The sequence below is a fragment of the Myxococcus sp. CA033 genome (assembly GCF_013336625.1).
Classification (GTDB): Bacteria; Myxococcota; Myxococcia; order Myxococcales; family Myxococcaceae; genus Myxococcus; species Myxococcus llanfairpwllgwyngyllgogerychwyrndrobwllllantysiliogogogochensis.
In genome coordinates this window covers 190,346-213,910 of the sequence record NZ_JABUMU010000018.1, presented here as the reverse complement: position 1 = coordinate 213,910, position 23,565 = coordinate 190,346, and the positions used below count along the sequence as shown (strand labels likewise).

The following is a 23,565-nucleotide window of genomic DNA, read 5'->3' as shown; positions in this document are numbered from 1 at the left end:
GTTCAATTCACGGGCCAATGTCGCCAGGGGCGCCTGCCCCTGGGCGACGGTGGCCGGCGTCTTCCTGCCCGGACTGGGGAGTGCAAGCTGACGGACGCGGGCACCAAGCCGGCGCTCAACACGTCCCGAGCGACGAGGTGTCTGTGAAGGTGCGGCATGCCCCCTGCTTTACACTCTCGGCCATGAGCATGAAGAAGCGGCGGGCACTCGCGGAGCGCTTGGGGCGGGCAGAGGTGGAGTTGCGGCGGGCGTATGCGGGGTTGGACGGCAGTCCCGCGGCGCGGACGCGGCTGGCCCAGGCGAAGCTGGAGTAGGGGGCGGGCCGCTACCTTGGTGGAGCAGGGGGCGCGCGAGGCGTTGGTGTTTGTGGAGGCGCGCGGTGCCGGTGAGGGCCCCAACACGTCCTGGAGGACGTCCAGACTGGACATGGCGTCACGTCACTCGGTAGGCAGGCGCCCCATGACGGACGAGGAACTCACCGCGCTCGAAGGGCACTACCTGCGGTTGCTGAGCGACGAACCCGCGGGACAGGGGACGCCGCTGCACGTCGCGGCTGAGGATGTGCTTCGCCTGCTGGGGGAGGTGCACCTGTTGAGGGAGGCCCTGCGCGAAGCGATTCGCCAGGGGCTGAACGGGGAGTAGCGCACGCGTGCTGGGAGGAGGACTTCACCCCCGCGTCGCCAGGCCCTCACGGAGCATTTCCTCCACCAGCGCCGCGGCCTTCGCCTCGTCGGTTTCTCCCCGCACGCGCAGCGCGACGGACTCGGCGCGCTGGGCATTGGCTACCACCCACTCGATACGAGGGCTTCGGTGGCTTGGTGCTTTGTCGCCATGGCGTACCTCACTCCTCCTTGGGTGCGAAGAACGCGGCGGCTTCGGTGGCGCCCATGGCCGTCAGCTCTCGATGAACCGCCCGGCTGAAGAAGCGAGTCCGGCTCGGGATTCCCGCGTCGCGCCAGGCCTTGTCCAGGGCCGCGAGAGCCTCTGCTTCGTAGGAGAGGGGGATGACGCGCTTGCCGTCGTCGCGCACCTTCGCCTCGCGCTCGGGACGAGGGCCCACCGGCACGCGTCCAGCCTCCGCCTCCCGAATCTTCCACTTGAGGTAGGGGATGTTGTTGCTGCCCGTCGGGCGTCCCACGACTTCGCGGTACTTCGCCTGCACCTCCGCGAGCGACATGTTGGCGAAACGCCCGCGACGGGGGGCCGGCTGCGTGCCCTCGGCCGGGGTGTCGGCCCGTGCGGCAGGCGCCGGAGGCGCGCTGGGGGTGGCGGCCGTCGCCCGGTGGGTGGGGCTTCTCCGCTTCTTCGCTGCGAGTGCCTCCTCGATGCGGCGGATGAGGTGCGTCTTGTTGGGGCTGCGCGTCTCCTCGCCCACGACTTCGCGGTACCGGGCGCGCAGCTCCGTCAGGCTCATGGACTCCAGCTTCTTCGTCTTCGTCTTCGTCTTTGGTGCGGCGTTGCGAGGCATGGTGGTGTTTTCCTTTCCGGGCTGTGGGTACACGTCTGCCGTTCACAAGGGCGGCCCGGCGGCCCTCATGCGCGGCTGCCCCGCTGGGCGGGGCGTCGGTGGTGAGTGGGGGACTACGTGCTGCGGGGGCTGTTGGCGGCGCGGATGCCGGCTTGGTAGGCCGCTTCGAGGGCGTCCCTCAGTTGCCACACCGCCACCTCGTGGATGTCGAGGCTGTCGCTGTTGCGTGTCTTCAGCGTTTCGATGTTCATCTCCTCGCGCGCAATGCGCTCAAGGACTTCTTCGGGCGCCGGAGTGGGCTTCGTGGTCTTGGCGGGGCGGGGCTTGCGGGGTGTCATTGTTTTGTCCTTTCGTGCGCCTTGGGTGGCGCGCGTGAGACATACGCGCTCTGTTTCGCGCGTATGGCAAGTCATTGTGCGCTGGGATTGCGCAGATGCGCGAAGCACTCCAAGTCGACGGCGCGCGGGTCGCCATGCACGAAGGAGGTGGTTCCGCCCGGGTGAATGGGAGCAGCGTCGATGCAGTCCTCGGCCGTGACGCCCCCGAGGCGCGCCAGCTTCTCGTCGTCATTCACGTAGTAGTCGTCCGCGTCCGGGTTGGCGTCTGGGCGGAGGCCGCCGCGCAACACCGCGAAGATGCGGACCTTCTGCCCCCGGAGGCCGGGGATTTCGTTGCCGAGGTAGATGGTGTCGGTGCCGATAACCATAGGTGTCTCCCTGGCGCGCAGTTGGGTGGCGCGCGAAGACATACACGCTCTGTCTTCGAGACAGATCAAGTCGAGGAGAGAGGGATTTTGGACACCCCTGGGCATGGCGGGCGCAGGGGTGTTTGCTGGCAGTGTATGCCTATTGACTGGACTCTCCCGGGGCGCGGGGCTGCTCGTCGGGGGGCACCGCGATTCGGAGGCCCTGGGGGAACCAGCGCTCGCGAGCCTCCTGCGACAGGGGCCGCACCACCACCTTGCCGGCACCGCCCCCCTTGGGCTTGAGCACCGTATGCAGGCGTCCGCGCTGGACGAGCTCTGCGTGCACATGGCCGACGAGGAGTCGGTGCAGGTGCCCGAAGCTTCCTGGCGCCGGATGCGCCGGCTCGCTCTCGGCGGCGCGGATGAGGAACTCGGTGGAGCGGCAGGCGGGACAGGGAGGGAGTTGGACGAGGCCGTCATCCACGTCCTCGCGGCGGGCGACGCCCACCTCCAGGGAGTCGAGGGAGAGGCGATTGCCGCTGCCGCACCGGGCGCAGCGCTGAAGCACGTCCTCGGCGGTGACTTCGTGGATGGCCATGGGCGTCCTCACGCGACAGCGGTGTACGCGCCGAACCAGTACGTCGCGGCGAGGCCTTGGAGGTTTTGGTGGCTGTAGAAGGCGAAGCCGTCTCTGTCCGGCACCATGACGGTGGGGTTGCCGACGAAGCTTCCGCTGGTGGCGTAGGGGCTGAGGGTGATGGAGGAGGGCGCGGTGGGAAAGCGACTGCGGAACGTCACCGAGCCGCCGCCGGACAGGTTGTCGTGCGCGACGGTGTCGCTGTTGCTGTACTGGAGGCCGAGCCGGCCCACCTCGCGCACGCTGCCTGCCAACTCGAAAGAGGTGTTGCTGGCGGTGCTACTCAGCGGGAGTCGCAACGTGCGCGTCCAGGAGGCGAAGGTGGCGGTGAGGCTGGCGTCATGGAGGAACTCGGCCTCGTTGCGTGAGAGGCGGAAACCGCCCGCCGCCGCCCCGGTGGTGTCGCGGGCCCAGGCGCTCCCATTCCAGGCGGCGTTGAGGGTGAACCACGCCGAGTCGCTGTCGGCGTAGAGACGCAGCCTCGCGGCTGCGCCGCCTGCGCCCTGGGTGTCGAGGAGAAGGACGCGACCAGCGCCCAGGACGGGCTGGAGGATGGCCTTGTGCTGGCCCGCTGACGTCTCGTTGTCGCGGAAGTGACTGCCGCTGAAGGCCCCGAGGACCTCGGTGAGGGCCGCTTCGACAATGCCCGCCGTCAGCAGATTGCCTGTGTCCGCCACGGAGACGGCGGAAGCTGCATAGGCCCCTGCAGTCTGGGTGAGGTGCCCGTTGACGAAACCCAGCATCGCGGCCACCTGCTGTCGCAGGCTGCTGGCGGGGAGGGCGTGGGGTGTCCCAGCCAGTGCGTCTCCTCCGACACGAGAGGCACCGGGGTTCCCGAGGCCGGCGTTAGAGAAAGCGGGATCGCGTTTCCGTGACCCCGCGTGACTGGCTCTGCATGGGGAACTGCCCGCTAACACGTTCGTGGCGCTCTTGGCGGGATAGGTTTTCTCTGCTCGCACCATCCCGAGAAGGCGAACGCTTGTGAATCCGAGTACTTGAACGGCGCGAACTGGGACGCTCTCTCGGATTTTCGCTGTCCCGCGACGAACGAGGGGGCCGTTCGTAGCGTGCCCTCAGACCCGCACGCGCAGCATCCTGGTCGCGGCCTTCCCGACGACGACCCGCGTCCTGCCGCTCGTGACGACGAGCTCCTCGGTCGCGATGGCGTATGCGAACGCGCCCCCCGTGGCGACCACCGCGAGGGAGCCGACGATCCCGAGGGCGAGCTTCTCGCTGCCCGACTGTCCTTCCCTCCGGCGCGCGAGGCTGCTCATCGCGCACCTCCCTTGCCGGACTTCTCGGCGACGGCACCGCCGATAGACGAGCCGACCGCCGCGCCGATCGGGCCGCCGAGGACCGACCCCACGACGCCTCCGATTGTGGCGCACACGCCCGCTGAGTGCCCGCGCCGGCGGTGCTCTTTGGGGACCTGCCGCAGCGCTTCCTCCGCGTACTTCCGCATCTCGGTGTTCTGCATGGCGCTTCAGATCCTTCCCGTGGGGGTCTGGCTCCGGGCTCGTCGAGCGCATCAGCACGAACTGCACCAGCACCGTGGCCGCTCGCAAGCCCGCGAAGCCCGTCGAAGGATGCCCATCGACATCCACAAGGTTCGTTGTGGTGACCGAAGAATTCTTGTACTGTCATACTGTGCGAGCTGTCCTCATCGCGTGGGTCGGCGTCTCCGACCTGAAGGGACCTGAGAAATCAGGAGCGGGCGACCTTGGGCCCATCGCCCAGGCGCTCGCTGCACGCTCGTTCGACCAAGTCGTCCTGCTCGAGTTCTTCGACAAGGCCGACCATCAGAAGATCCTCCCCGGCTACATCGCCTGGCTGCGCGAACGCACGAAGGCAGAGATCGTCGAGCGGCGCGAAACACTGCGCGGCCCAACGGACTTCGGCGGCATTTACGAGGCTGCTCGCCGAGCCTGCCAGGAGGTTCTGGCGCAGCAGAAGGACGCGACGCTCACGTTCCACCTCAGCCCCGGCTCTCCACCGATGGCGGCCGTGTGGGTGCTGCTCGGCAAGACGATCTTCCCGGCCGAGCTCATCGAGTCGTCGCGTGAGCAGGGCGTGAAGACCGCCGAGGTGCCGTTCGACATCGCGGCTGAGTTCCTACCCGACCTCCTGCGCGAGCCGGACGAGCGCCTCCGCGCGCAGAGCACGGCGGACTCGCCGCCTGCCCCGGAGTTCAAGGCCATCATCTACCGGAGCCGCGTGATGACCCGGCTCATCCAGCGCGCGCGTCGCGTGGCGCTGCGCAACGTCCCGGTGCTGATCGAGGGCGAGTCCGGCACTGGCAAGGAGTTGCTCGCGAAGGCGATCCACCAGTCGAGCCCGCGCAAGGGCAAGTCCTTCATTGCTGTGAACTGCGGAGCGATCCCCGCGAGCCTGGTCGAGTCCGAACTCTTCGGCGTCGAGAAGGGAGCGGCGACCGGCGTAGAAGCTCGCGAGGGGTACTTCGAGGCGGCGGACGGGGGGACGTTGTTCCTCGACGAGTTGGGCGAACTCCCTCTGCCGGTTCAGGTGAAGCTCCTCCGAGTCCTGCAGGAGCACGAAGTCATGCGCATCGGCGCCAGGAAACCGAAGAGGATCGACGTTCGGATCGTGGCCGCGACGAACCGCACCGTCGTCGACGAGGTCACTGCCGGCCGTTTCCGTGAGGATCTCTTCTACCGGCTCGCGGTCGCGGTCCTGAAGTTGCCGCCGCTTCGAGAGCGCTCTGGGGACGTCGGGCTGCTCGTTGACGAGCTCCTGAAGCAGGTGAACCACGAGGCTGCCGGAGAGCCCGGGTACCGGAACAAGAATCTTTCCGCTGGCGCAAGACGTCTTCTGCTTGCCCATCCTTGGCCGGGCAACGTCCGCGAACTGCTGCTGGCCCTGAAGCGCGCCGCCATCTGGAGCGAGAGCGAGACCATCACCACCGAAGACGTGCGCGAAGCTCTCCTGGCGGTCCCTTCGACACAGCGCACCGATATCCTCGGTCGCCCTCTGGGCTCGGACCTCAACCTCCCGGATTTGCTGGCGGAAGTTGCGCGCCACTACCTCGAACGCGCACTGGACGAAGCCGGTGGGAACAAGACGAGGGCTGCAGGCCTCGTCGGCCTCCCGAGCTACCAGACCCTCACAAACTGGCTCCAACGCTACAATGTAAAGTGATGACCGCGCGCTTGGTGATGGGGGCTCATCCGCTTGGCATGTTCTTCGCTTTACGGCCTACGGTCGCCGCATCACGCGACGAGAACCGAAAGGAGCCGTTCGATGTCGCCTGCCCTCGCTGCACTGCTCTCGACGCTCGGCAGCTTCTCTCTCCCCAGGCACGCCTACGAGCTCATGATCACGCGCTCGATCTCTCGCACCGCCATTGAGGTCGCGTTGGAGTTCGGGCGCTGCGTTGAGATCCGCGGCGCTCAGAGCTTCGCGATCGGTCGCAGGGAGGTCGAGAAGTACCGGCGCGACGGCATCGAGCCGCGCGAGTTCGAGGGCACTCAGGTGGTCGGCATGGCCAGCGGCGCGGTGATGACGGTGTACCGGAACAGCGACTTCAGGAGCCTGCGCACGCGCCGTCGTCGCAGCTTTCGATGGTGAGGTGAGCGATGGGATGGGCCAAGTACCTCGAGGACATCGTCAGCCGCCGGAACGGGACGTCGCGAGTTCAAGGAGAGATCAAGAAGGTGGTAGCGCGCCGAGCGCCATCGAAGGCCGCACCGAAGAAGACCGGAGGCAAAGCCATGAGCAAACTGAAGGAGTTCACTGCGGCGAGCGCGAGGCCGCTGCCGGTGCTGCTGCTCGCCGATGTCAGCGGCAGCATGAGCACGAACGGGAAAATCGACGCGCTCAACGATGCCGTGCAGGAGATGCTGGAGAGCTTCGGTGGTGAGGATGACAGCCGCGCGGAGATCCACGTCTCCGTCGTCACTTTCGGAAAGGACGGCGCGAAGGTTCACCAGTCGCTTGCCCCCGCCTCGAAGGTCCAGTGGACCCGCATGGCGGCGGCTGGTGGTACGCCGATGGGCGCCGCCTTCGACGCGGCGACCGAGATGATTGAGGACCGCGCGCAGATCCCGAGCCGCGCGTACCGCCCGACGATCATCCTCGTCTCGGATGGCCAGCCCAATGACGAGTGGCAGGCCCCACTGAAGCGGCTCCTCGGGGCGGAGCGTGCGTCGAAGGCTGCTCGGTTCGCGATGGGTATCGGCGACGACGCCGACGAGGCGATGCTCTCCGCGTTCCTCGCGACGCCCGATGCGCGCGTCTACCGGGCCCACGAGGCGCGGCAGATCAAGCAGTTCTTCCGGTGGGTGACGATGAGTGTCACGCAGCGCTCGCGGAGCGCGAACCCCGACAGCGTGATCGCCGCGGAGCCGACCGATCTCGATGACTTCAACTTCTGAGCGCACCGAGGACCACGTGTCGAGACGCCCACCCGACGACTACTTTGGCGCCAGCACGGTCGGACCGCGCCACCGCTCCGAAGGCAAGCGTAATGAGGACAGTTGGCTCGGTGCTCGTGGCGCGTTCGGAACGTTAGTCGTTGTCAGCGACGGGATGGGTTCTCGGCGCGAGGCTCGTCGTGGCGCACAGATGGCGTGCCGAGCGGTGCTCAAGGCGGTGCGCGCGTGGCACAAGGCCGGCGCGCACGGCTTGGACGAACTTCTCGTCCGCATCGAGCCACTCTGGTGTTCGCTCATTGCTCCATCGATAGCGCGTGACTGCGCGGCGACGTGTCTGTTCGCGCTCGCGCACGTCCACGGTCAGGTCCACGTGGCGGCGATCGGCGACGGCCTCGCGCTGCTCCGAACGCAGCGTGGGATGGAGTGGGTGGTGGGCCCGCGCGCGAGCGGCTTCGCCAACGAGACTGCCGCCCTCGGTCACTCGGCCTCGTGGGCGAGCCGCAGCTTCCCGCGCGCGGGCGGAGATGTCGTCGTGCTCGCGACCGACGGGGTCGCAGATGACCTGCTCCCCGAACGTATGAACGGCTTCGTGCAGTGGCTCATGGACGACTTCGCCGGCATGGCGCCCAGCAATCGGTGGCGCGCCCTCCAGCGGGAGTTGAAGGACTGGCCCACGCCTCACCATACCGACGACAAGACACTCGTCGTCCTCGCCCAGCGAGAGGCGGTGCTCGCATGACGTCTGCTCCTCGCCAGGTCACTGACATCAACGGCGCGCGCTACTCGTTGCTCCGGCAGTTGGGGCGCGGCGGCCAGGGGGCCGTGTACGAGGTCGACGGCGGAAGGCTCGCCGCGAAGATCGTCTTCGACTCTTCAGTCGCGCGTCGCGAGCGACTGCGAAACCAACTCACGCAGGTGAAGCGGCTCTCGCTCGCCGACCTCGAGATCGCCCGCCCCATCGAGATGCTCCGCGAGCCGGTGCTCGGCTACGTGATGGAGCTTCTCACTGGGATGCAGCCGCTGAAGGTGCTCGGCGCGGTGCCCAAGGACGCGGGCTCTCCCGCCGCGTGGTATCTCGCTGGCGGCGGGCTCCGTCGCCGGCTTCAGCTCCTCGCGCGCAGCGCCGACGTGCTCGCAGGACTCCACGGCAAGGGGCTCGTGTACTCCGACCCGTCGCCACACAACATCTTCGTCTCGGAGAGCCCCGACGCGACGGAGGTTCGCTTCATCGACGCGGACAACATCCACTACACGTCGGTCGCGGGCGTGCCCGCTGTCTATACACCCGGCTACGGCGCGCCCGAGCTTGTACGCTGCACGAGCGGCGTCAACTCGCTCACTGACGCGCACGCATTCAGCGTTCTGACGTTCCAGACCTTGTCGCTCGTCCACCCGCTGATCGGCGACACGGTCAACGATGGCCCACCCGAGCGCGAGGAGGAGGCGCTGAGCGGTCAGCTCCCGTGGATCGACGACCCAACCGACAAGAGCAACAGCGCGTCCTACGGCATCCCACGCTCCGGGGTCCTGTCACGCAAACTCATCGACATCGCCGGGCGCGCTTTCGGCCTCGGCCTTCGAGACGCAGCGAAGCGCCCTGGTGTTTCGGAGTGGGCCGAGTGCTTGCACGGCGCCGCCGACGCGACGCTGGTCTGCTCCTCGTGCAAGGGGACCTACTACCTCAACGAGAAGCAGTGCCCGTGGTGTGATGAGCCTCGCCCCGCGTTCGCGACGGCGGCATTCAACCTGTGGGACCCGTCCATCGGCCCGGGTGGTGAGCTCTTGCAGAAGCCCGCAGGCGATAGGCGGAAGGCTGTCGTCGCGGCGGTCCTCGCGCTGACCGACGGCGAGACAGTCTCGGTGACGCAGCGCCTCACGCATGGTTGCGACGGTGCCGCTGGCGCTCGCCCCGTCGTCGAACTGCTGCTCACGGGCTCACGGCTGTCGCTCCGCAGCGTCGATGGTGGCCGCTACCGACTCTCATCCCCCAGCGGTGGTCGGGACACCGAGGTGACCGACCGCGTGAAGGAGATCCGGCTTGAGCCGGGCATCGCGTCATGGCGGCTCCACATCGGCGCGCCTGACAGCCTGCATCGCGTCGTGAACTTTGAATTTCGGCCGGGAGGGGCCCGATGAACATCCACGACCTGGTCTCGGGAGCGGTCTCGACCATCGAGGTTGCACCAAGCGCAGCGGCCGACTTCGACGTGGCGATCGAGCCTCGCGCTGAGGCGACCATCCAGTTCTCTGACGTCACCGGCGATGCCTTGCTGCGCGTCGGCGCCAGCGCGTGGAGTGTCGTCGGCGTCGACCAGCGAGCATCGGAAGCGCTGCAGCGCCTTCGCGACCGCAACCTCCCGCGCGTTGCGTGGGTCGCCTCCGTTCGCCCGCTGGGCAAGAAGAGCGAAGCAGTGCTGCTGCAGGTCCACGAGTTCCCCGCGCGCTACGATTGGCCCGACCACGTCGACATTGCCGTCGACGACAAGATCGTAGAACAGGTGCGCCAGAAGCTCGGGCGTAGCGTCTCGGCCAGCGAGGTCACGCAGTGGCTCAGCGACCGTTTCCTGTTGCTGGCTGCGGATGGCAGCACCCGTGTGTTCCTGTCGGGCAGCCCGACGCCGGAGACCGACCAGCGGGGCGCGTTCCGGCTGCATGGGCGTGGCTATGCGATTGATATTGCGAAGGGGCGCGACGACAAGCTCCTCATCACTCGGCTCGTGGAGGCGAAGCTCGGCAGGTCGCCCGATGAGCGCCGCCCCGTTGTTCTCATCCTTGGTCACGTCAGGTTCTGCGACGCGACGATCGCCGGTGTCTTTCGCGGTACCGCGAGGACCCAGCTCGACCAGCTCGTCGAACAGGCCGGCAGCTATCTCAACATTTGGCGCGATTACAACAAGCTGGAGCGGGAAAGCGTCTTGCGGCGCGCGCGTACCCTGGGCTGGCTTCGTTACGGCAAGCGCCAGCTCCAGGGCGACGGGCGATGGCGCTTCTTTGTCGAGGATACGAAGCAGCTCGAGACCGCACTTGAGGTGTTGCGAAACTCCGAGGACGTCGATCTCGAGGCTGCGCAGAATCCGCCTCCCGAACTGCAGCAGGCGACCGACGAGCCCTTAGCGGCGGTTGAGGAGCCGGCGTCACGCGCGCCGCGCTCACGGATCTTCGTTGGTGCGTTCTCCGGTGCGGAGCTTCATCGCCGCGCGATTGACCTCCAGCCTCCGCTCGACAGCGACGACCGCGAGCCGCCCGAGTCCGGGGTGCTGTTCCTGAGCGTGAGCGGTGACCGCAAGCGCCTTGAGCGCCGGGAGCACGCGCAGTCGCTCATCGCCTCGGCTGCGTGCCCGATGCCCCAGCTCGGACTCTTGCTCGAAGGCAGCGCTGTTCCTGAGCGTCGGCGCAAGATCGAGGACGCGCTCTCTCAGTCCGCACGAGAGGTGTTCGGCGGCGAGCCCACCGCGCGGCAGATCGAGGCGCTGCGCGTGGCGTTAAACACGCCCGACATTGCGCTAATTCAGGGGCCACCGGGAACCGGGAAGACGAAGACGATCGCGGCGCTGGAGGCGCGCCTCGCTGAACTTTCAGAGGACGACCTCGCCGGCCAAACCCTGCTCACGAGCTACCAACACGACGCCGTCGAGAACGCAGCGTCACGGACTCTCGTGTTCGGCCTGCCAGCGATTAAGGTGGGGCGCAAGCGCGGGACCACTGACCAGAGCGACGGCTTCGACCGATGGCGCCGCGAGAGGGCTGACGCCGTCCGCGCCGACCTGGCGATGACCCCCGAGCGCCCGGTGACCGAGGCGCTCCGCAAGGTTCGCACGATGGCTGCGGCATACATCGCGTCGCCGCTCACCGCTGATGAATCGCTGCGCGTGGTTCGCGACGTTCAGGATCTTTGCCGCAGCTACGTCCCGCCCTCGCTCAACGACCGACTCGAGGTCCTGCGCCAAGAGCTCTCGCGGTCCCCGGCGCAACTTGCGGACGCAGACGACGACGAGCGCGCGCTCGCACTGAAGGCCGTTCGCGCGCTCCGTATTGAGGCGGCGGCCTTCGGGGATGATGGGCCTCGGAACGCGGGCCGTGCGCTCATTCGACTCAAGAACATGGGCCTGTTCGACGAGGCCATGCACCGCGTGCTGACCGACGCCGCAGAGTGGACCGAGGACAATACGCCGCCGTTCCTCGCCGCGCTAAAGTCGTTGCAGGACGCGCTGGTCGACCAACTGGCAGCGGATAATCCGGTGGGCGCCCCGTTGGTCCATGGCGACCTTGAGAGCCTCCTGCCGGAGATCGTGGACGCGCTCTACAGCAAGGCACGGGAGTCGGCGGGCGGCGAAGACGCCGTGCTCTATGAGTATCTCAACGACCTCGAACACGACGTCGACGGTGTCCGCGACGCGGTGCGGGACTACACCGTCGTCCTCGCGGCCACGTGTCAGCAGTCGGTCGGCTTCCAGATGAGCCAAGCGAAGGGAGCGGACACAGTCTTCGCCAACGTGATCGTCGACGAGGCCGCGCGTGCGAACCCGCTCGACCTCTTCATCCCGATGTCGCGTGCCGAGCGGCGAATCATCCTCGTCGGAGACCATCGGCAGCTCCCGCACATCCTTGAGCCCGACATCGAAAGCCAGCTCGAGCACTCTGTGACCGAGGCGACCACGACCGCCTTGCGGCGCAGCCTCTTCGAGCGCTTGTTCCAGGCGATGAAGGAGCGCGAGGCGAAGGACGGCATCAAGCGGACCGTCACGCTGGACCAGCAGTACCGAATGCACCCCATCCTCGGCTCGTTCGTGAGCGACACCTTCTATGCCCCTTATGCCGAAGGGTTCGCGTCTCCCCGGCGTGCCGAGGAGTTCGTTCACGACCTGCCCGGCTACACTGGCCGTGTCGCCGCATGGGTGGACATGCCGCTCTCGCGTGGGCGAGAGCACGGCGGCCAGAGCAAGCGACGCACCGCCGAAGCCGAGTGGATCGCGAAGGAGGTCGAGCGCCTCGCGACCGTACGTCGGGATCTCAGCTTCGGCGTCATCTCTTTCTACTCCGCGCAGGCCGACGAGGTGCTGGAGGTGATGGAGAAGCGCGGGATGTCTGAGCGGCTCGACGACGGCTCCTATCGCGTCAAGGACGCATGGCGCGAGACGCGCAGCGCCGATGGGCGCCTCATCGAGCGACTGCGCGTCGGAACGGTGGACGCATTCCAGGGCAAGGAGTTCGACGTCGTCTTCCTGTCGATGACCCGTTCGAATGATCTGCCCGTGACCGATGAGAGGTCCCTGCGACGCAAGTTCGGGCACCTCATGCTTGAGAACCGCCTGTGCGTCGCGATGAGCCGCCAGCAGCGGCTGCTCATCGTGGTCGGCGACGCGGCGATGTTGAGGGGCGAAGCGTCCGAGAAGGCGCTTCGTGGCCTCGTGGCCTTCCGTGAACTCTGTGGAGGAAAGCATGGCCTTGCTGTTTCGGCGTGAAGCTCCGGTCCTCCACTTCGGGCCCCGCTTGCCCAAGGACATGCGCTGGAGCAAGCGACGCTTCGTGCTCTGGCCCGCGCTGATGTATCGCGTGGTGGCGCCCGAGGTGCGTGCTCGCCAGCTCAACGTGCTGCAGAAAGCGGTCCTCGGGATGTGCCGCGCCGGTGTGACTACCGTCGACCGCATCGGGGCGCGACTGCACATTCATCCTGACCTCGCGGAGCTTGTCGCCCTCGAACTGCACCGGCGTGGACTGCTCGGGACGAACGGGCTCCCGACCGAGAAGGGCCACGATCTAATCGAGGAGGAGACGCTCGAAGCGAGGCGGATTGTCACCGGCCATGTGTTCCAAGATCCGTGGACCGGCGACCTCTGGCCGCGCTTCATCGAGAAGCTCGATTACGTCGAGCTCCAGCAGAACCCGAACACCGGCTTCCCCGACCTCGTGCTCGGCTCGAAGGGGAAGCCGCGCCGGGAGCGCTCGTTCATGGTGTTGCCTGGCGACCTCGCGCTGCCCCCGACCCCTGGCGCCTCCGAGATCGTTCGGGTGACCCGCCGGCATCGCTCCGCGCTTCGCCGCTCTGCATCCTACGAGATCGCAGACGACGACGACACGTTCGCGCATGCGGGTAGCGTCGCGCTCGAGCGCGTTTCGCTCGTCGACAACCGCCCGACGCCTGTGTTCGTTACGAGCTTTATGTACCTGCCCGAGGCTGGCGACCTCGGGGGAGAGTGGCACGCATGTGATCCGTTCGGGCTCGGCGTAAGCCCGATGCTGCGGCGAGCGCTCGAGCGCGAGATGCGGTCGTCGAACGGGCTGCGTACCGTGCTTGAGGGCATGATCGGCCAATCGCTCGACCAGCAGATCGAGGCACAGCAGCGCCTGGCAGGCGAGGTTCGCGCGATGGCGATCAACAACGTCGAGAAGGCGCTGTCCGTGAGCGCCCGCGACCTCCCGCAGTTCGAGGACCTCGTCGCGCTGGAGTACGCGCGCGTCGAGGCCGACCTCCTCGGCGCCGCGTGTCCCGAGCACAAGCTGCGCGATCTCCTCGGTGCCGCCCGACGTGCATTGGAAGGTACGTTTAAGGCTATCTTCGATCGCCACCCGCCGCGCCAAGCTTGGCGCCGCGTCTACACCGATCGTCGACCGGTCGAGGACAACGTCTACTGTCAAGGTGTCTACGAGGCGTCTGCGAAGGCCATGGGGTTTCGAGTGCCGCTGCCGGAGGCACTGGCCCGCGTGAAGCCCAACCACGTGAAGGCCGCGTGCTACCCCGATGGGGGCTGGCGTCTGCGTGGAGCCATCATCGCAGCGTTGCTCGCAGCGCGCGATGACGCTCGACACCCGCTACGACGCGCGGCGGCCAGGGAGCCGGGTCTTCTCGAGCTTCTCGACGACGTTGCCACGAAGGCGGGCGGTGCCGTTCACGCTGGCGCAGAGCGCCTATCACTCCCGTCGGTGCTGCCAGTCGTCGCCGACGTTCACCGCGCCGTGGGGCTGCTTTCGGGCCTCGGGCAGCCGCTCGACTCCGCGAGGACCTGACAGAACATGAGCAAGAAGAACAAGCATCGGCAGCAGCACCAGCAGGCCAAGGCGCCGGATTCGTCACCCACGAACTCGGTCCAGCCCATCGTCGCTGCGGCTCCGATGACGCCCGAGGTCGCACTCGCCATCATCACGGCGACCAACGGAACCGCCATCGCGGCAGCCACGGAGGCGGATATGGAAATCGCCCTCGCCACCCCTCCCTCTACCGACGTCTCGACTCTCGACCTGGCCGCGGCCGCGAAGCAGGTCGATGAGACCTTGGCGCTGTGCCGGGCACGCGACGAACGCCTCGCCAAGCGCGAGACGGAGCTCGCCGCGCTTGAGCAGGACGTGCTGACCCGTGACGAAGGGCTGAAGACGGGCGCGGCGGCGCTGGAGGAAGCGGAGCGCGCGCTCAAGGCGGACCAGTCGCGGGTGAAAGAGGCGGAGGCGAGGCTCCGGTCGCGAGGGCTGGAACTCGACGGACGCGAGAATAGCCTCCGCGACAGGGAGCTGAACGCGGAGGCAGGCTTCGCCGTCGAGCGCAGAGCCTCCTTGCGGCAACTCGATGAGGAAGCCGCGACGTTGCGCGAGGAGCTTTCCAAGGCCCGCGCTCAGATCGCGAAGGAGCGCGCGGCGTGGGAAGCGGAGCGCAGCGCGGAGGAAGAGCGCAGGCGCGAGGAGCAAAGGCATGCCCGCGCCACCCAGGAGGCGAAGATCGCTGTTGCGGAGAAAGAGAGCGCCGAACGGCTCCGGCTCGAACGTGAGCAACTCACGAAGGACCGTGCGGACCTGAAAAAGCGCGCTGTCGAGGTGGATCTCCAGAGGGATGTTCTTCGCGAGGATCGCGAGGCCTTCGACGAGCGCGTCGCTCGGCGAGCTGCGCACGAACTCGAGGCCGCGAAGGCTAAGCAGAGGGACCTTGAGGCCCGACTCGAGAGCGCTCAGGCCGGTCAGGACGAACTGTACGAAAAGCTGCGTCTGCGCGACGATGCAGAGCGCGCGCTAGGCAACCGCCCGCTCGAGGAGGTGAAGAAGGAACTCGACGCGCTCGCGAAGGAGCGCGCCTCCCTGAAGGCGCAACTCGCCAAGCGCCCGAACCAGGATGTCACCGAGCGACTCGCTACCCTCGAACGAGCGCAGGAGGATTGGGAGACGGAACGGGCGCGGCTCACGCAGGAGAGTGTCGCGGCGAGGACGGCGCTGGCGAGGGCCTCGATCGCGGTCACCGAACTCGAAACGCTCCGCGACCAGAAGGCGGCGTTGGAGAGTGCTCGCGACCTCCTGCACACTGCCATCGAGGAGCTGCGCAAGGACGTCAACGAGCGCATCCGCCGCGCCGACGGCGTCAGCCCGTTCCCCGCGTGCAGCCAGATGGACACCGACAGCGCGCTGCAGACCCAGACGCCCGTCACCGACGCCATCACGGACCTCAAGGCCTTCTGCGAGGACCTCCAGCACCGGATCGCGATCGACCCGAACAACCAGGACAAGGTGCTCTTCTATGGGCTGCGCGACATCCGCTGCTTCCTGGGTGGGCTCGCGATGAGCCGGCTCCACCTGCTTCACGGCATTAGCGGAACCGGAAAGACGAGCCTTCCGCTCGCGGTGGCACGGGCCCTTGGCGCGGGTTCGACCCTCGTCGAGGTGCAGGCCGGGTGGCGCGATCGGCAGGACCTCGTCGGTCACTTCAATGCCTTCGAGCGGCGCTTCTACGAATCAGAGTTCCTCCAGGCGCTCTACCGGGCGCAGTGCCCGCGCTACAAGGACCTCGTCAATATCGTCGTCCTCGACGAGATGAACCTCTCTCACCCTGAGCAGTACTTCGCGGATCTGCTCTCCGCCCTGGAGCAGGCCCCCAATCTCCAGAAGCTCGACTTGATGACCGCGCCGGTCGAGCCCGCGCCCGCTCACATGCGCAACGGACGCACGCTCGCGATCCCGCGGAATGTGTGGTTCGTCGGCACCGCGAATCACGACGAGACGACCAAGGACTTCGCAGACAAGACCTACGACCGCGCCCATGTGATGGAGCTCCCGCGCCACCGAGCGCAGTTCACACTGCAGCGATTGCCCGCTCGGTCGCCGGTCTCGTTCGACGCCCTCCGGTCAGCCTTCGATAAGGCGCAAACCGTCCACGCGGCAAAGGCCAAGGACGCGTATGCCTTCCTCGATAAATGGTTCGCCGACATCCTCGGGCGCCGCTTCGGCGTGGGATGGGGGAACCGGCTCGAGCGGCAGATGCTCGACTTCGTCCCCGTGGTGGTCGCGGCCGGTGGAACCGTCGGCGAAGCCGTGGACCACATCCTTGCCACCAAGCTGCTTCGCAAGGTACGAGACCGTCACGACACGCGGCCGGAAGATCTCACCGCCCTCAACGAGCGCATCAGCGAGGCGTGGCCGGCTTTGGAGAAGGGTGACGTCGCGAAGCTGTTGTCTACGGCAATCGTCCGTGACGAACTGCGTCGACTTGGGGCCGAGGAAACCGCGTGACCATCCGGCTCCTCGACCGGCTCGGCGGTGTTGCCGAGGTGCGTGGCGGGGCCGCGCTGCTCGGGCGCTACGTCGTGCGCGACGACGCATCCGGGGACTTGCTCGTGAACTCGTTCCCAGCCCGCGACGGGATGTTCCTCGTCCCTGAGTCGGGCGGGCGATGGCACCTGCTGCGCGCGTCGGAGCGCATCGAAGGGACCTTCGCGCGCACTCAAATGCTCGACCCGCTCGATGTCGCGAGCATCCGCACCGTCGGGCACAGCCTGAGCGAACTGGCCGAGCGCGGAGGGACTTGGCTCGACCTCCTCGCCGTGTCCCCGCTGGTGCCGGGGATGTCCGCCCGCGCGGAGCTTCAGCCGTTCGAACTGCGGATCAAGGAGAACGTCGGCCACCTTGAGGAGGTCTGTAGGCGGCCACGTACGCACCTCCGCGTCGAAGTGGATCGCATGCCCGTGTCGCGCGCACGGAGGTTCCCGGCGCAGGCCGCGAACTATCTCGCCGCGCATACTGAAGACTGGGAGCGGCCAATGCTCCGCTCCGTCGTCCCGAAGAGAATCCTCGCCACCGTTCGCGAGGACCAGTTCGACATCTACGAGAACCGCGTGGCGGTTCGTCTCGTAGACCACCTCGTCACGCACCTGCGTCGCCGGGTCCAGGAGGTCTCGCGCTTGCTGCGAATCTTCGAGGAGGCTGCTGGCAATCACGGCTCGGCGGCTGGTGGTTCGCACTGGCGCCAAGACCGCATCTACACGCTGTGGGGCAAGGCGCTCGACGCGAGCGAGGCGAAGCGCAAGGCAGAGAGAACCCTCGGCGTCCTGAAGCACCTGATCTTCACCATAGCTGGCCTGAAGGACTCGGCGTTGTACCGAGAGGTCCCGCGCAGGGCGACCGTGGGCACGAGTCTCACGATGACCAACATCTTGAGCGACGACGCCCACTACCGACGCGTCGCCGAACTCTGGATCGAGTGGGCGCGGCTCGGTCTCGAACACGCTGTTCGTCCGCGTGAGTACTTCGACCAGATGCAAGGCGTCTGTCGCTCCTTTGACAGCTTTGCGGTCCTCCTCACGCTTCGCGCGCTCGAGCAGCTTCGCTTCGAGCCGAGCGAGATAGAGAGCCCCCTTTATGCCAACGGGATGGAGGTGAGTCGGGGTTCATGCGTCGTACGTGTTTCGTGGTCCTCGAAGGACGGGGCAATCTCGCTGGATGGCGTGGGCGTCGACACGCTGCGCATCGTTCCTCTGTGCAGCTCGCTCACGACGCTCGACGAAGAGCAGCTTCGCTCGCTACTCGCCGAGGCCGACGCCCAGACGGTAACAGGCATCACCACCCTCATCCTCTACCCGTCGCCCTCGAACGCCGACGCGTTCGACCTTCTGCCTGCTGACCTCGCGCGGCGTCTTCGCTCGCTGTCGCATGAGAGCGCTTCCGCTGGTCAAAGGCGGGTCGGCTTCTTGCCCGTGTCTCCGTGGGACATCGGCAGCGTGGAACGGGTCGCGCGTCAGCTTCGTTGGAGCACGACGACGCCGTCGTTCTTTGCGTACCCGCCGACGATCACTCGCCCTGTTCCGTCGGAGGTCGGGCGCACGCAGCCGTGGTTCGATGTGACCGGCAATACTATGCGCGTGCTCCGGGCGCCCCTCGACAACGAGTCGCTTCACGCCGATCGCCTCGTCACCGAGTCCGCTGCTGATCTGCGACGCCTCGAGGCTGAGCGGGAAGCTGTCTCCCATCGCCTGCGTGAAGTTCATCGCGCTGGCGGTGCAACCGGCGACAGCAACGCGCGAAAGAAGGCGCTGAACGGCGAGGTCACAGCAGCGGAGCAGAGGCTCGCCGCACTCCAGAGGTTCGCAGCGGACTTGTCGAGGTCCGTGGAGGCCGTGGCAGCCCTGCTCACGTGCCCGACCTGCAACCGGCGGGCAGACGCGCGTCGCGACTTCAAGCCGATGGGCCAGCACTTCTCTTGCACCTGCGCGGGTTGCTCGACGACGTGGGGCACCATCGCATGCCGCAGGTGCTCGAAGTTGATCCCGGTGCTGCGGCTGAGCGGGGCCGATTGGACGGCAAGGGCTGGAGCGTCCGGCTGGGTCGACCGGACGCTGGGCGCCGACGTCCTGGCCATTCCGTGGGTTGACGGGACCGAGGTCGACTTCGCGTGCCCGTCTTGTGGCGAGGGGCGTGATGACTCGCTGCCGCCCTCGGCGGCGTGAATAGCCGCTTTGACGCAAAAGCAGCTATTCGCAGCAGCGCGTCACATGCGGCCGGCGCGGTCCCGGGCGGCGATCGTCTCGCGCGAGAGTTGCAGTGCCGAGCGCGGCTTCCTGGTCGGCGCGCACTGCGCCAGGATCGCCTTCCAGCCGTTCCGCGGGCTCGCCGCTCCTCGATGATGTTCGCCACCTCGGCCGGGTCCACGCGTTCCTCCGAGATCCGCCGCTTCGAGCCGTACTCGACCGCCAGTGCCCGGCGCTCGGCGGGGCTCTTCGCGCTCGCCGAGATGCGGGCGTAGGCCTCGTACGAGTAGGCGAACGTCTCGCGCTGCCCGAACTCGATGTCGAGCCGCCACTCCTTCCTGCTCGTCTCTTGGAGCCCGATCGTCCGTCGCTTGCAGCTGTGGAAGATGTGCGCGGCCTCGTGGACGATGAAGTCGGCGAACGGATCGTCCTCGGCGAAGTACTCCGGCGAGACGTAGCAGGTCGTCTCCTCGCTCATCCCGACGATGCGCACGGCCTTCTTGCCGAGCGGCTTCGCGCCGACACTGAGGAGGAACAGGTTCGCGAGGTACCACGCGGAGCGATCCCACCTGTGATTTAGGATGATCGGCTCGATGGTGTCGCTCGTGACGTAGACGACGGACTTCTCGAACGTCGAGAGCACGACGTCCTGCTCGGCGCGCGCGAAGAGCCCGCGCACCATCGGTTCAACGTTGGCGCGCGTGAACTCGACGCCGACGTTTGCGGGCACTGGCTCGTGCGAGTGCCCCTTCGCAAGCCGACGGACCTCCTCGACGAGCGCGCCACGAAGGTCGGCGTGCTGGCGTCGGCTGCGCTCAATGAAGTCACCGGGCCACGCCCAGGCATCCATGTCGGCGTCGCCGGTGCGAACGTAGCACTCGATCTCGTCGGCGATACTCGGCGTGGATTCAGGCATCGGGTTTCGTTTCGTCGCCTACTCGAGCAGCGCCTTAATAGTCATCGCCGTCTTCTTGAGCACGGCAGAGTCGAGGCCCTTGCCGTCCTCCTCAGTCGACGTGAACAGCGTCTTGCCCTCGGTGAAGCCGTTCTTCTGGTACCAAGCGCGCTTCCAGTCCCAGCCCTTCTTGTAGTCGGGGCGGCTGAGCATCCCGAGGTGCTCCCAAACGATCAGGTCGCCATCGGCGGTCACGAACGAGAAGTCAGGGCGAAGCCGTCCCGGCGCAGCGGTGCCGTCGCAGACGCGCTCGTATTCGTAGGGGATGCCGAGCTGGAAGATCATGTTCGCGATGACCAGCTCCGACTTGCTCCGGACGAGATGCCCCTTCTCGGTCCGGTGGATCAGGTGCTCCGCGAACGGTACGGAGTCGTCCGTCACGCGGATGACGCCCTGGAAGATGTTCGTGTTCCTCCGCGCCGTCTCCGAGCGCTCGGGCCGTGTGAGGTCGAAGAGCACCGTCGCGTCGTCGCCTTCAACGAGGAGCACGAGTTGCTCACGCGAGCGCGTGAGCGCAGTGTAGAGGAGCTCGCGCGAGAGCAGCCTGCAGTTCTTCGGCAGGATGACGAAGACCTTCTTGAACTCGCTGCCCTGCGACTTGTGCACGGTGAGCGCGTAGGCGAGCTCGAGGGGACCGGCCCCTCCAGGGAAGTCGCGCTTCGCGTAACCGAATCTCAGGCCGGGGCGACCGGCGAAGACGACGTTCATCCACCCGTTGGTATCCGTCGCAGCGAGGCCGACTTCGCCATTCGCGATGTAGTGCTTCTCGGAGGCTTTGCCGTCGTACGCGTTCCGATGCTGATTCGAGGTCTGGATGACCTTGTCCTTACGCACAATGTTCTCGTCGCCGAGAGCCAAGCCCCACGGCTTCATGCCGGCTTCGAGTTCCTTGGCGCGGAAGTGCCGCTGCACCCACCGGTTGACGTCATGCACACCATGCGGGTGCATCCGCACCGGCGAGAGGATTTGCCAGCGTTCAGAACCCTCGGGCGCATCGAACGGGACCCAGCCGCGCTCGTCGAGCCCGAGCGACGCGTCGAAGCCCGCCACGTCGCCGCCATTCTTCAGCCCAAGGTGCTTCTGGAACGCCTGGAGCAGTTGCCCGCGCAGTTCGTCGGGCGTCTTCCAGAACACGATCTGCAGGTCGTTGAACTTCTCACCGAGCTCAAGGTCGCTGAGGACGCGGTCGGCATCGACCGGCTGCTGTTCTCGCGTGAACCAAGACGCGAGGCGCAGAGCGTCCGATGCCGCCGACGCTGCAGCCGCTGCGCGAACCTCCACGGTGAGCCGCGCAAGAGCGCGCCCGAGCGGCGAGCCGTCATCGCCCTTTGCATCCGTGGTCTCGAGGTACGAGACGAAATCCGCAAAGGGGCGACCGACGCCGATCGGGGGAAGCTGATTCGGGTCGCCGACGAGGATGAGGCGCTGCACGTGCGCGAGGTCGAGCGCTTCCAGCACTGCGACGAGGTCGTCCATCGTCAGCATGGAGCACTCGTCAATGACGACGGTCTTCTCCCTGCGGTACTTGTCCTTGCCGTCGAACCTCGGCCGCTGGCGGGCACCGTCGTACCGCCCGAGCCGGTGGAGGAACTGCGCGACGGTCATCGCCTCTGCGTTCGTGGCTTTGCCGAGCCGCACGCGCGCCTTCCCGGTCGGCGCGAGCAAAAGGATGCCGTCCTTCGTGAGCGCGTCGGAAAGCATCAACGCGCCCATCACGGATGTCTTGCCCGTACCGGCGCGGCCGACAAGGACGCTCAACCGAGGCGACAGCAGCCGTTCGAGTGCAAGCGCCTGCTCCTCGATCGCTTGGCGGTGCAGCTCGTTCTTGTTGTCGAACTTGCCGCCGGCATCAGAGATGGCTTGAACGAGCCGCTTCTGCCAGTCCGCCTTCACGGGAGCCGCCGGTTTGCCAGCGCGCTTTCCCAGTACGGAGCGGAGTCGATCCTCACGGCCCTTCAGCTCGGTGAGCTGTAGGGCGGGGGTCGGCGTTACGCCCGTGCCGGCGACGTCAACCAACTCGATGACGCCAGACAGCGTAGTGCGGTTCGTGCTCGGCCAGTCCGAGCCGATCACGCAAGGGTGCGCGAGGTCCAGCGAGCCCACGCGCTGCAGCGCCTCGGAAATGCTGAGGAGCGCGTCGCCGTCCTCCGCTGCTTCGCGCAGCACCGCGACCAACGCAGCGCGCAAACGGCGCGCATCGTTCGGCGAGCCGACCTTCGACGGGGTCGGGACCGGATGTTTTACCGCGATGGTCGCGTCGGGAAGCAGGCCGCGATCGATGAGCCCAACGGACACCGGCGAGTCGTCCCAGTCGCCGAGGTCCACCTCGCTCATCCGGTACGGGTTCGCGAGGATCTCTTCGTCAGTCACCTTCGCCGCCGTGCCTTTGGCCCTCTCCTTCGGATCGAACCAGCGGAGAGCCTGCGCCGAGGTGAACGCGAAGCGCGAGAGCAGCTTGAGTACCGTCCGACGCTCATCGGAAAGGCCCGTCCACGTCTCCCGGATCGCCTTCAGGTCTTCCGTGTACGCGGGCTGCGGCGGCTTCTGCTTGCCCTGGAGAAGCCCGGCCACTGTCGGCCACGGGTCGGCGTCGGCCTTCACGGCTCCTGACGACCGCAACTCGAGCGCAAGCGCCGTCCCAAGGCGTATCCCGAGCGCTTCGAGAGCCGGGCCGAGTCCGGGAAACGGTCCTCGGTCTTGCCAAGCCTGTGCGATCTGCTGGTTCAGCCACTCCTCGCGGCGCTCCCACGGGCCCTTGGCAATCCCGTGCTCGCGGATCTTTCGCACGGATTCAAGGCAACGAACCAGTGTCGACAGTGCGATGTCGGCAGGCGCCAGCTCTGCAGCGTAGGAGAAGACGCGAACGTGAGCCGGGTCGGCGGGCACCGCGATCTCGAGCAGCAGTCGTTCACGGCGAACGTCTTCGACGGCATCTCCCGTCGGCTCCAGGTACTCGTGATACGGAAGCAGGAACCCGTCTTCGCCGTCGGGTCGAACCGTGTGCCGGATGAGGAGGTCCCACATCAAGTGCGTGGGCTTCTTCTTGGTGACGTCGTAGGCCTTGGGTGCCGCGACCGTCGTGATCCTTCCGACGCCCATCACGAGCCGGGAGATGGTGTCGCCGAGCGGCTGGCCCTCCTTGCAGTAGAAGAAGACTAAAGAGCGCTCCGGTGTGAGTCGGCTCGAGAATAGCTTGAGGATCGCCTCCTGCCTCTCGCGCCCAAACACCCAAGGACTCGCGAACGGGGACTCCTCGTCAGGAGGGAGAGGCGTCGGGAGCCGCTCGTCGATGGCCTTCTGCTCGCTCCGGAGCATCCACGCAAACGGCACCACGAACGTGGCGTAGCGCGGGATTTTGACGAGCGTCGGCTTGAGGTGGCCGTGCGTTTCGTCGGCCTTCTTGATGCCCGCATAAGGGTGGACAAAGCGTCGCGTCCACTCCTCCTCGTTCATGAACGCGCCCGACTCGGCCTTGCAGGCTGGCAGTTCGTCTGGGGTGAGCATGCTCCATCGCGTCCCGGCCAGGGCGTCCTCGCGGGCGTCGTCTCGTTCTTCGCGAATTCGGTCGAGCGCCGCGCAGAAGGAGTTGCAGGAGGGCTGGCGGCAGACCGAGCCGTTCCAGCGGGAGTCGTGCCAGGCAACACGTGCAGTCAGATGAAACATGGCTCCACCTCTTATCTATGCAATCGGGGGTAAATCTTTGCCTACCCTGCGA

19 protein-coding genes are annotated in these 23,565 nt (G+C 67.0%); 11 read left to right on the top strand and 8 right to left on the bottom strand.

Annotated elements, in window-relative coordinates; translation table 11 throughout:
• The first annotated feature begins 182 nt into the window (after positions 1-182).
• Both HUA78_RS47335 and HUA78_RS46800 read left to right on the top strand, forming a co-directional pair.
• On the top strand, positions 183-314 hold the full coding sequence (locus HUA78_RS47335; RefSeq protein ID WP_255424213.1) for a hypothetical protein: 132 nt from the start codon (positions 183-185) through the stop codon (positions 312-314).
• A 145-nt stretch (positions 315-459) separates the two neighbouring features.
• A complete protein-coding gene (locus HUA78_RS46800; protein WP_233591712.1) occupies positions 460-642 on the top strand; it encodes a hypothetical protein in 183 nt (60 codons plus the stop codon).
• Between the two features lie 24 nt (positions 643-666).
• Here HUA78_RS46800 and HUA78_RS47330 read toward each other — a convergent pair whose 3' ends face one another.
• The 7 genes from HUA78_RS47330 to HUA78_RS32480 all read right to left on the bottom strand — a co-directional run bounded on the left by HUA78_RS47330 (position 667) and on the right by HUA78_RS32480 (position 4,064).
• Positions 667-789, bottom strand: a complete 123-nt coding sequence (locus tag HUA78_RS47330; RefSeq protein ID WP_255424212.1) for a hypothetical protein — start codon at positions 787-789, stop codon at positions 667-669.
• A gap of 52 nt (positions 790-841) precedes the next feature.
• Entirely contained in the window at positions 842-1,468 is a 627-nt protein-coding gene (locus HUA78_RS32505) for a DUF2924 domain-containing protein (protein ID WP_120564988.1), read from the bottom strand.
• A 113-nt stretch (positions 1,469-1,581) separates the two neighbouring features.
• On the bottom strand, positions 1,582-1,806 hold the full coding sequence (locus HUA78_RS32500) for a hypothetical protein (protein ID WP_120564987.1): 225 nt from the start codon (positions 1,804-1,806) through the stop codon (positions 1,582-1,584).
• A 71-nt stretch (positions 1,807-1,877) separates the two neighbouring features.
• A complete protein-coding gene (locus HUA78_RS32495; protein WP_174477895.1) occupies positions 1,878-2,174 on the bottom strand; it encodes a hypothetical protein in 297 nt (98 codons plus the stop codon).
• Between the two features lie 139 nt (positions 2,175-2,313).
• On the bottom strand, positions 2,314-2,751 hold the full coding sequence (locus tag HUA78_RS32490; RefSeq protein ID WP_174477894.1) for a hypothetical protein: 438 nt from the start codon (positions 2,749-2,751) through the stop codon (positions 2,314-2,316).
• 8 nt (positions 2,752-2,759) lie between these two features.
• A complete protein-coding gene (locus HUA78_RS32485; protein WP_254624001.1) occupies positions 2,760-3,533 on the bottom strand; it encodes a hypothetical protein in 774 nt (257 codons plus the stop codon).
• Positions 3,534-3,863: 330 nt separating this feature from the next.
• Positions 3,864-4,064: a hypothetical protein gene (locus HUA78_RS32480; RefSeq protein ID WP_174477893.1), complete on the bottom strand. Its 201-nt coding sequence runs from the start codon at positions 4,062-4,064 to the stop codon at positions 3,864-3,866.
• Between the two features lie 343 nt (positions 4,065-4,407).
• Between HUA78_RS32480 and HUA78_RS46795 the strand changes: the two genes are divergently transcribed.
• From HUA78_RS46795 to HUA78_RS32435, 9 genes are all read left to right on the top strand, one after another.
• Positions 4,408-5,946, top strand: a complete 1,539-nt coding sequence (locus tag HUA78_RS46795) for a sigma-54-dependent Fis family transcriptional regulator (protein ID WP_199724495.1) — start codon at positions 4,408-4,410, stop codon at positions 5,944-5,946.
• A gap of 102 nt (positions 5,947-6,048) precedes the next feature.
• A complete protein-coding gene (locus HUA78_RS32470) occupies positions 6,049-6,375 on the top strand; it encodes a hypothetical protein (RefSeq protein WP_174477892.1) in 327 nt (108 codons plus the stop codon).
• A 143-nt stretch (positions 6,376-6,518) separates the two neighbouring features.
• Entirely contained in the window at positions 6,519-7,181 is a 663-nt protein-coding gene (locus tag HUA78_RS32465; protein WP_120564983.1) for a VWA domain-containing protein, read from the top strand.
• Complete coding sequence (locus HUA78_RS32460) at positions 7,165-7,920, top strand: PP2C family serine/threonine-protein phosphatase (protein ID WP_254624000.1); 756 nt, start codon at positions 7,165-7,167, stop codon at positions 7,918-7,920. The genes HUA78_RS32465 and HUA78_RS32460 overlap by 17 nt, the downstream gene beginning before the upstream one ends.
• Before the next feature lie 176 nt (positions 7,921-8,096).
• Positions 8,097-9,317, top strand: a complete 1,221-nt coding sequence (locus HUA78_RS32455; RefSeq protein WP_174477890.1) for a serine/threonine protein kinase — start codon at positions 8,097-8,099, stop codon at positions 9,315-9,317.
• Entirely contained in the window at positions 9,314-12,643 is a 3,330-nt protein-coding gene (locus HUA78_RS32450; RefSeq protein WP_120564980.1) for a DEAD/DEAH box helicase, read from the top strand. The genes HUA78_RS32455 and HUA78_RS32450 overlap by 4 nt, the downstream gene beginning before the upstream one ends.
• Positions 12,621-14,186 (top strand): hypothetical protein, encoded by a 1,566-nt coding sequence (locus tag HUA78_RS32445; protein ID WP_174477889.1) that lies wholly within the window; start codon positions 12,621-12,623, stop codon positions 14,184-14,186. The genes HUA78_RS32450 and HUA78_RS32445 overlap by 23 nt, the downstream gene beginning before the upstream one ends.
• Positions 14,187-14,192: 6 nt before the next feature.
• Positions 14,193-16,664, top strand: a complete 2,472-nt coding sequence (locus tag HUA78_RS32440) for an AAA family ATPase (RefSeq protein ID WP_174477888.1) — start codon at positions 14,193-14,195, stop codon at positions 16,662-16,664.
• Positions 16,661-18,874, top strand: a complete 2,214-nt coding sequence (locus HUA78_RS32435) for a hypothetical protein (RefSeq protein WP_174477887.1) — start codon at positions 16,661-16,663, stop codon at positions 18,872-18,874. The genes HUA78_RS32440 and HUA78_RS32435 overlap by 4 nt, the downstream gene beginning before the upstream one ends.
• 955 nt (positions 18,875-19,829) lie before the next feature.
• On the opposite strand, the gene HUA78_RS32430 is transcribed toward HUA78_RS32435, so the two are convergent.
• Positions 19,830-23,513, bottom strand: coding sequence for an AAA family ATPase (locus tag HUA78_RS32430; RefSeq protein ID WP_174477886.1), 3,684 nt, complete (start codon positions 23,511-23,513; stop codon positions 19,830-19,832).
• Positions 23,514-23,565: the final 52 nt, after the last annotated feature.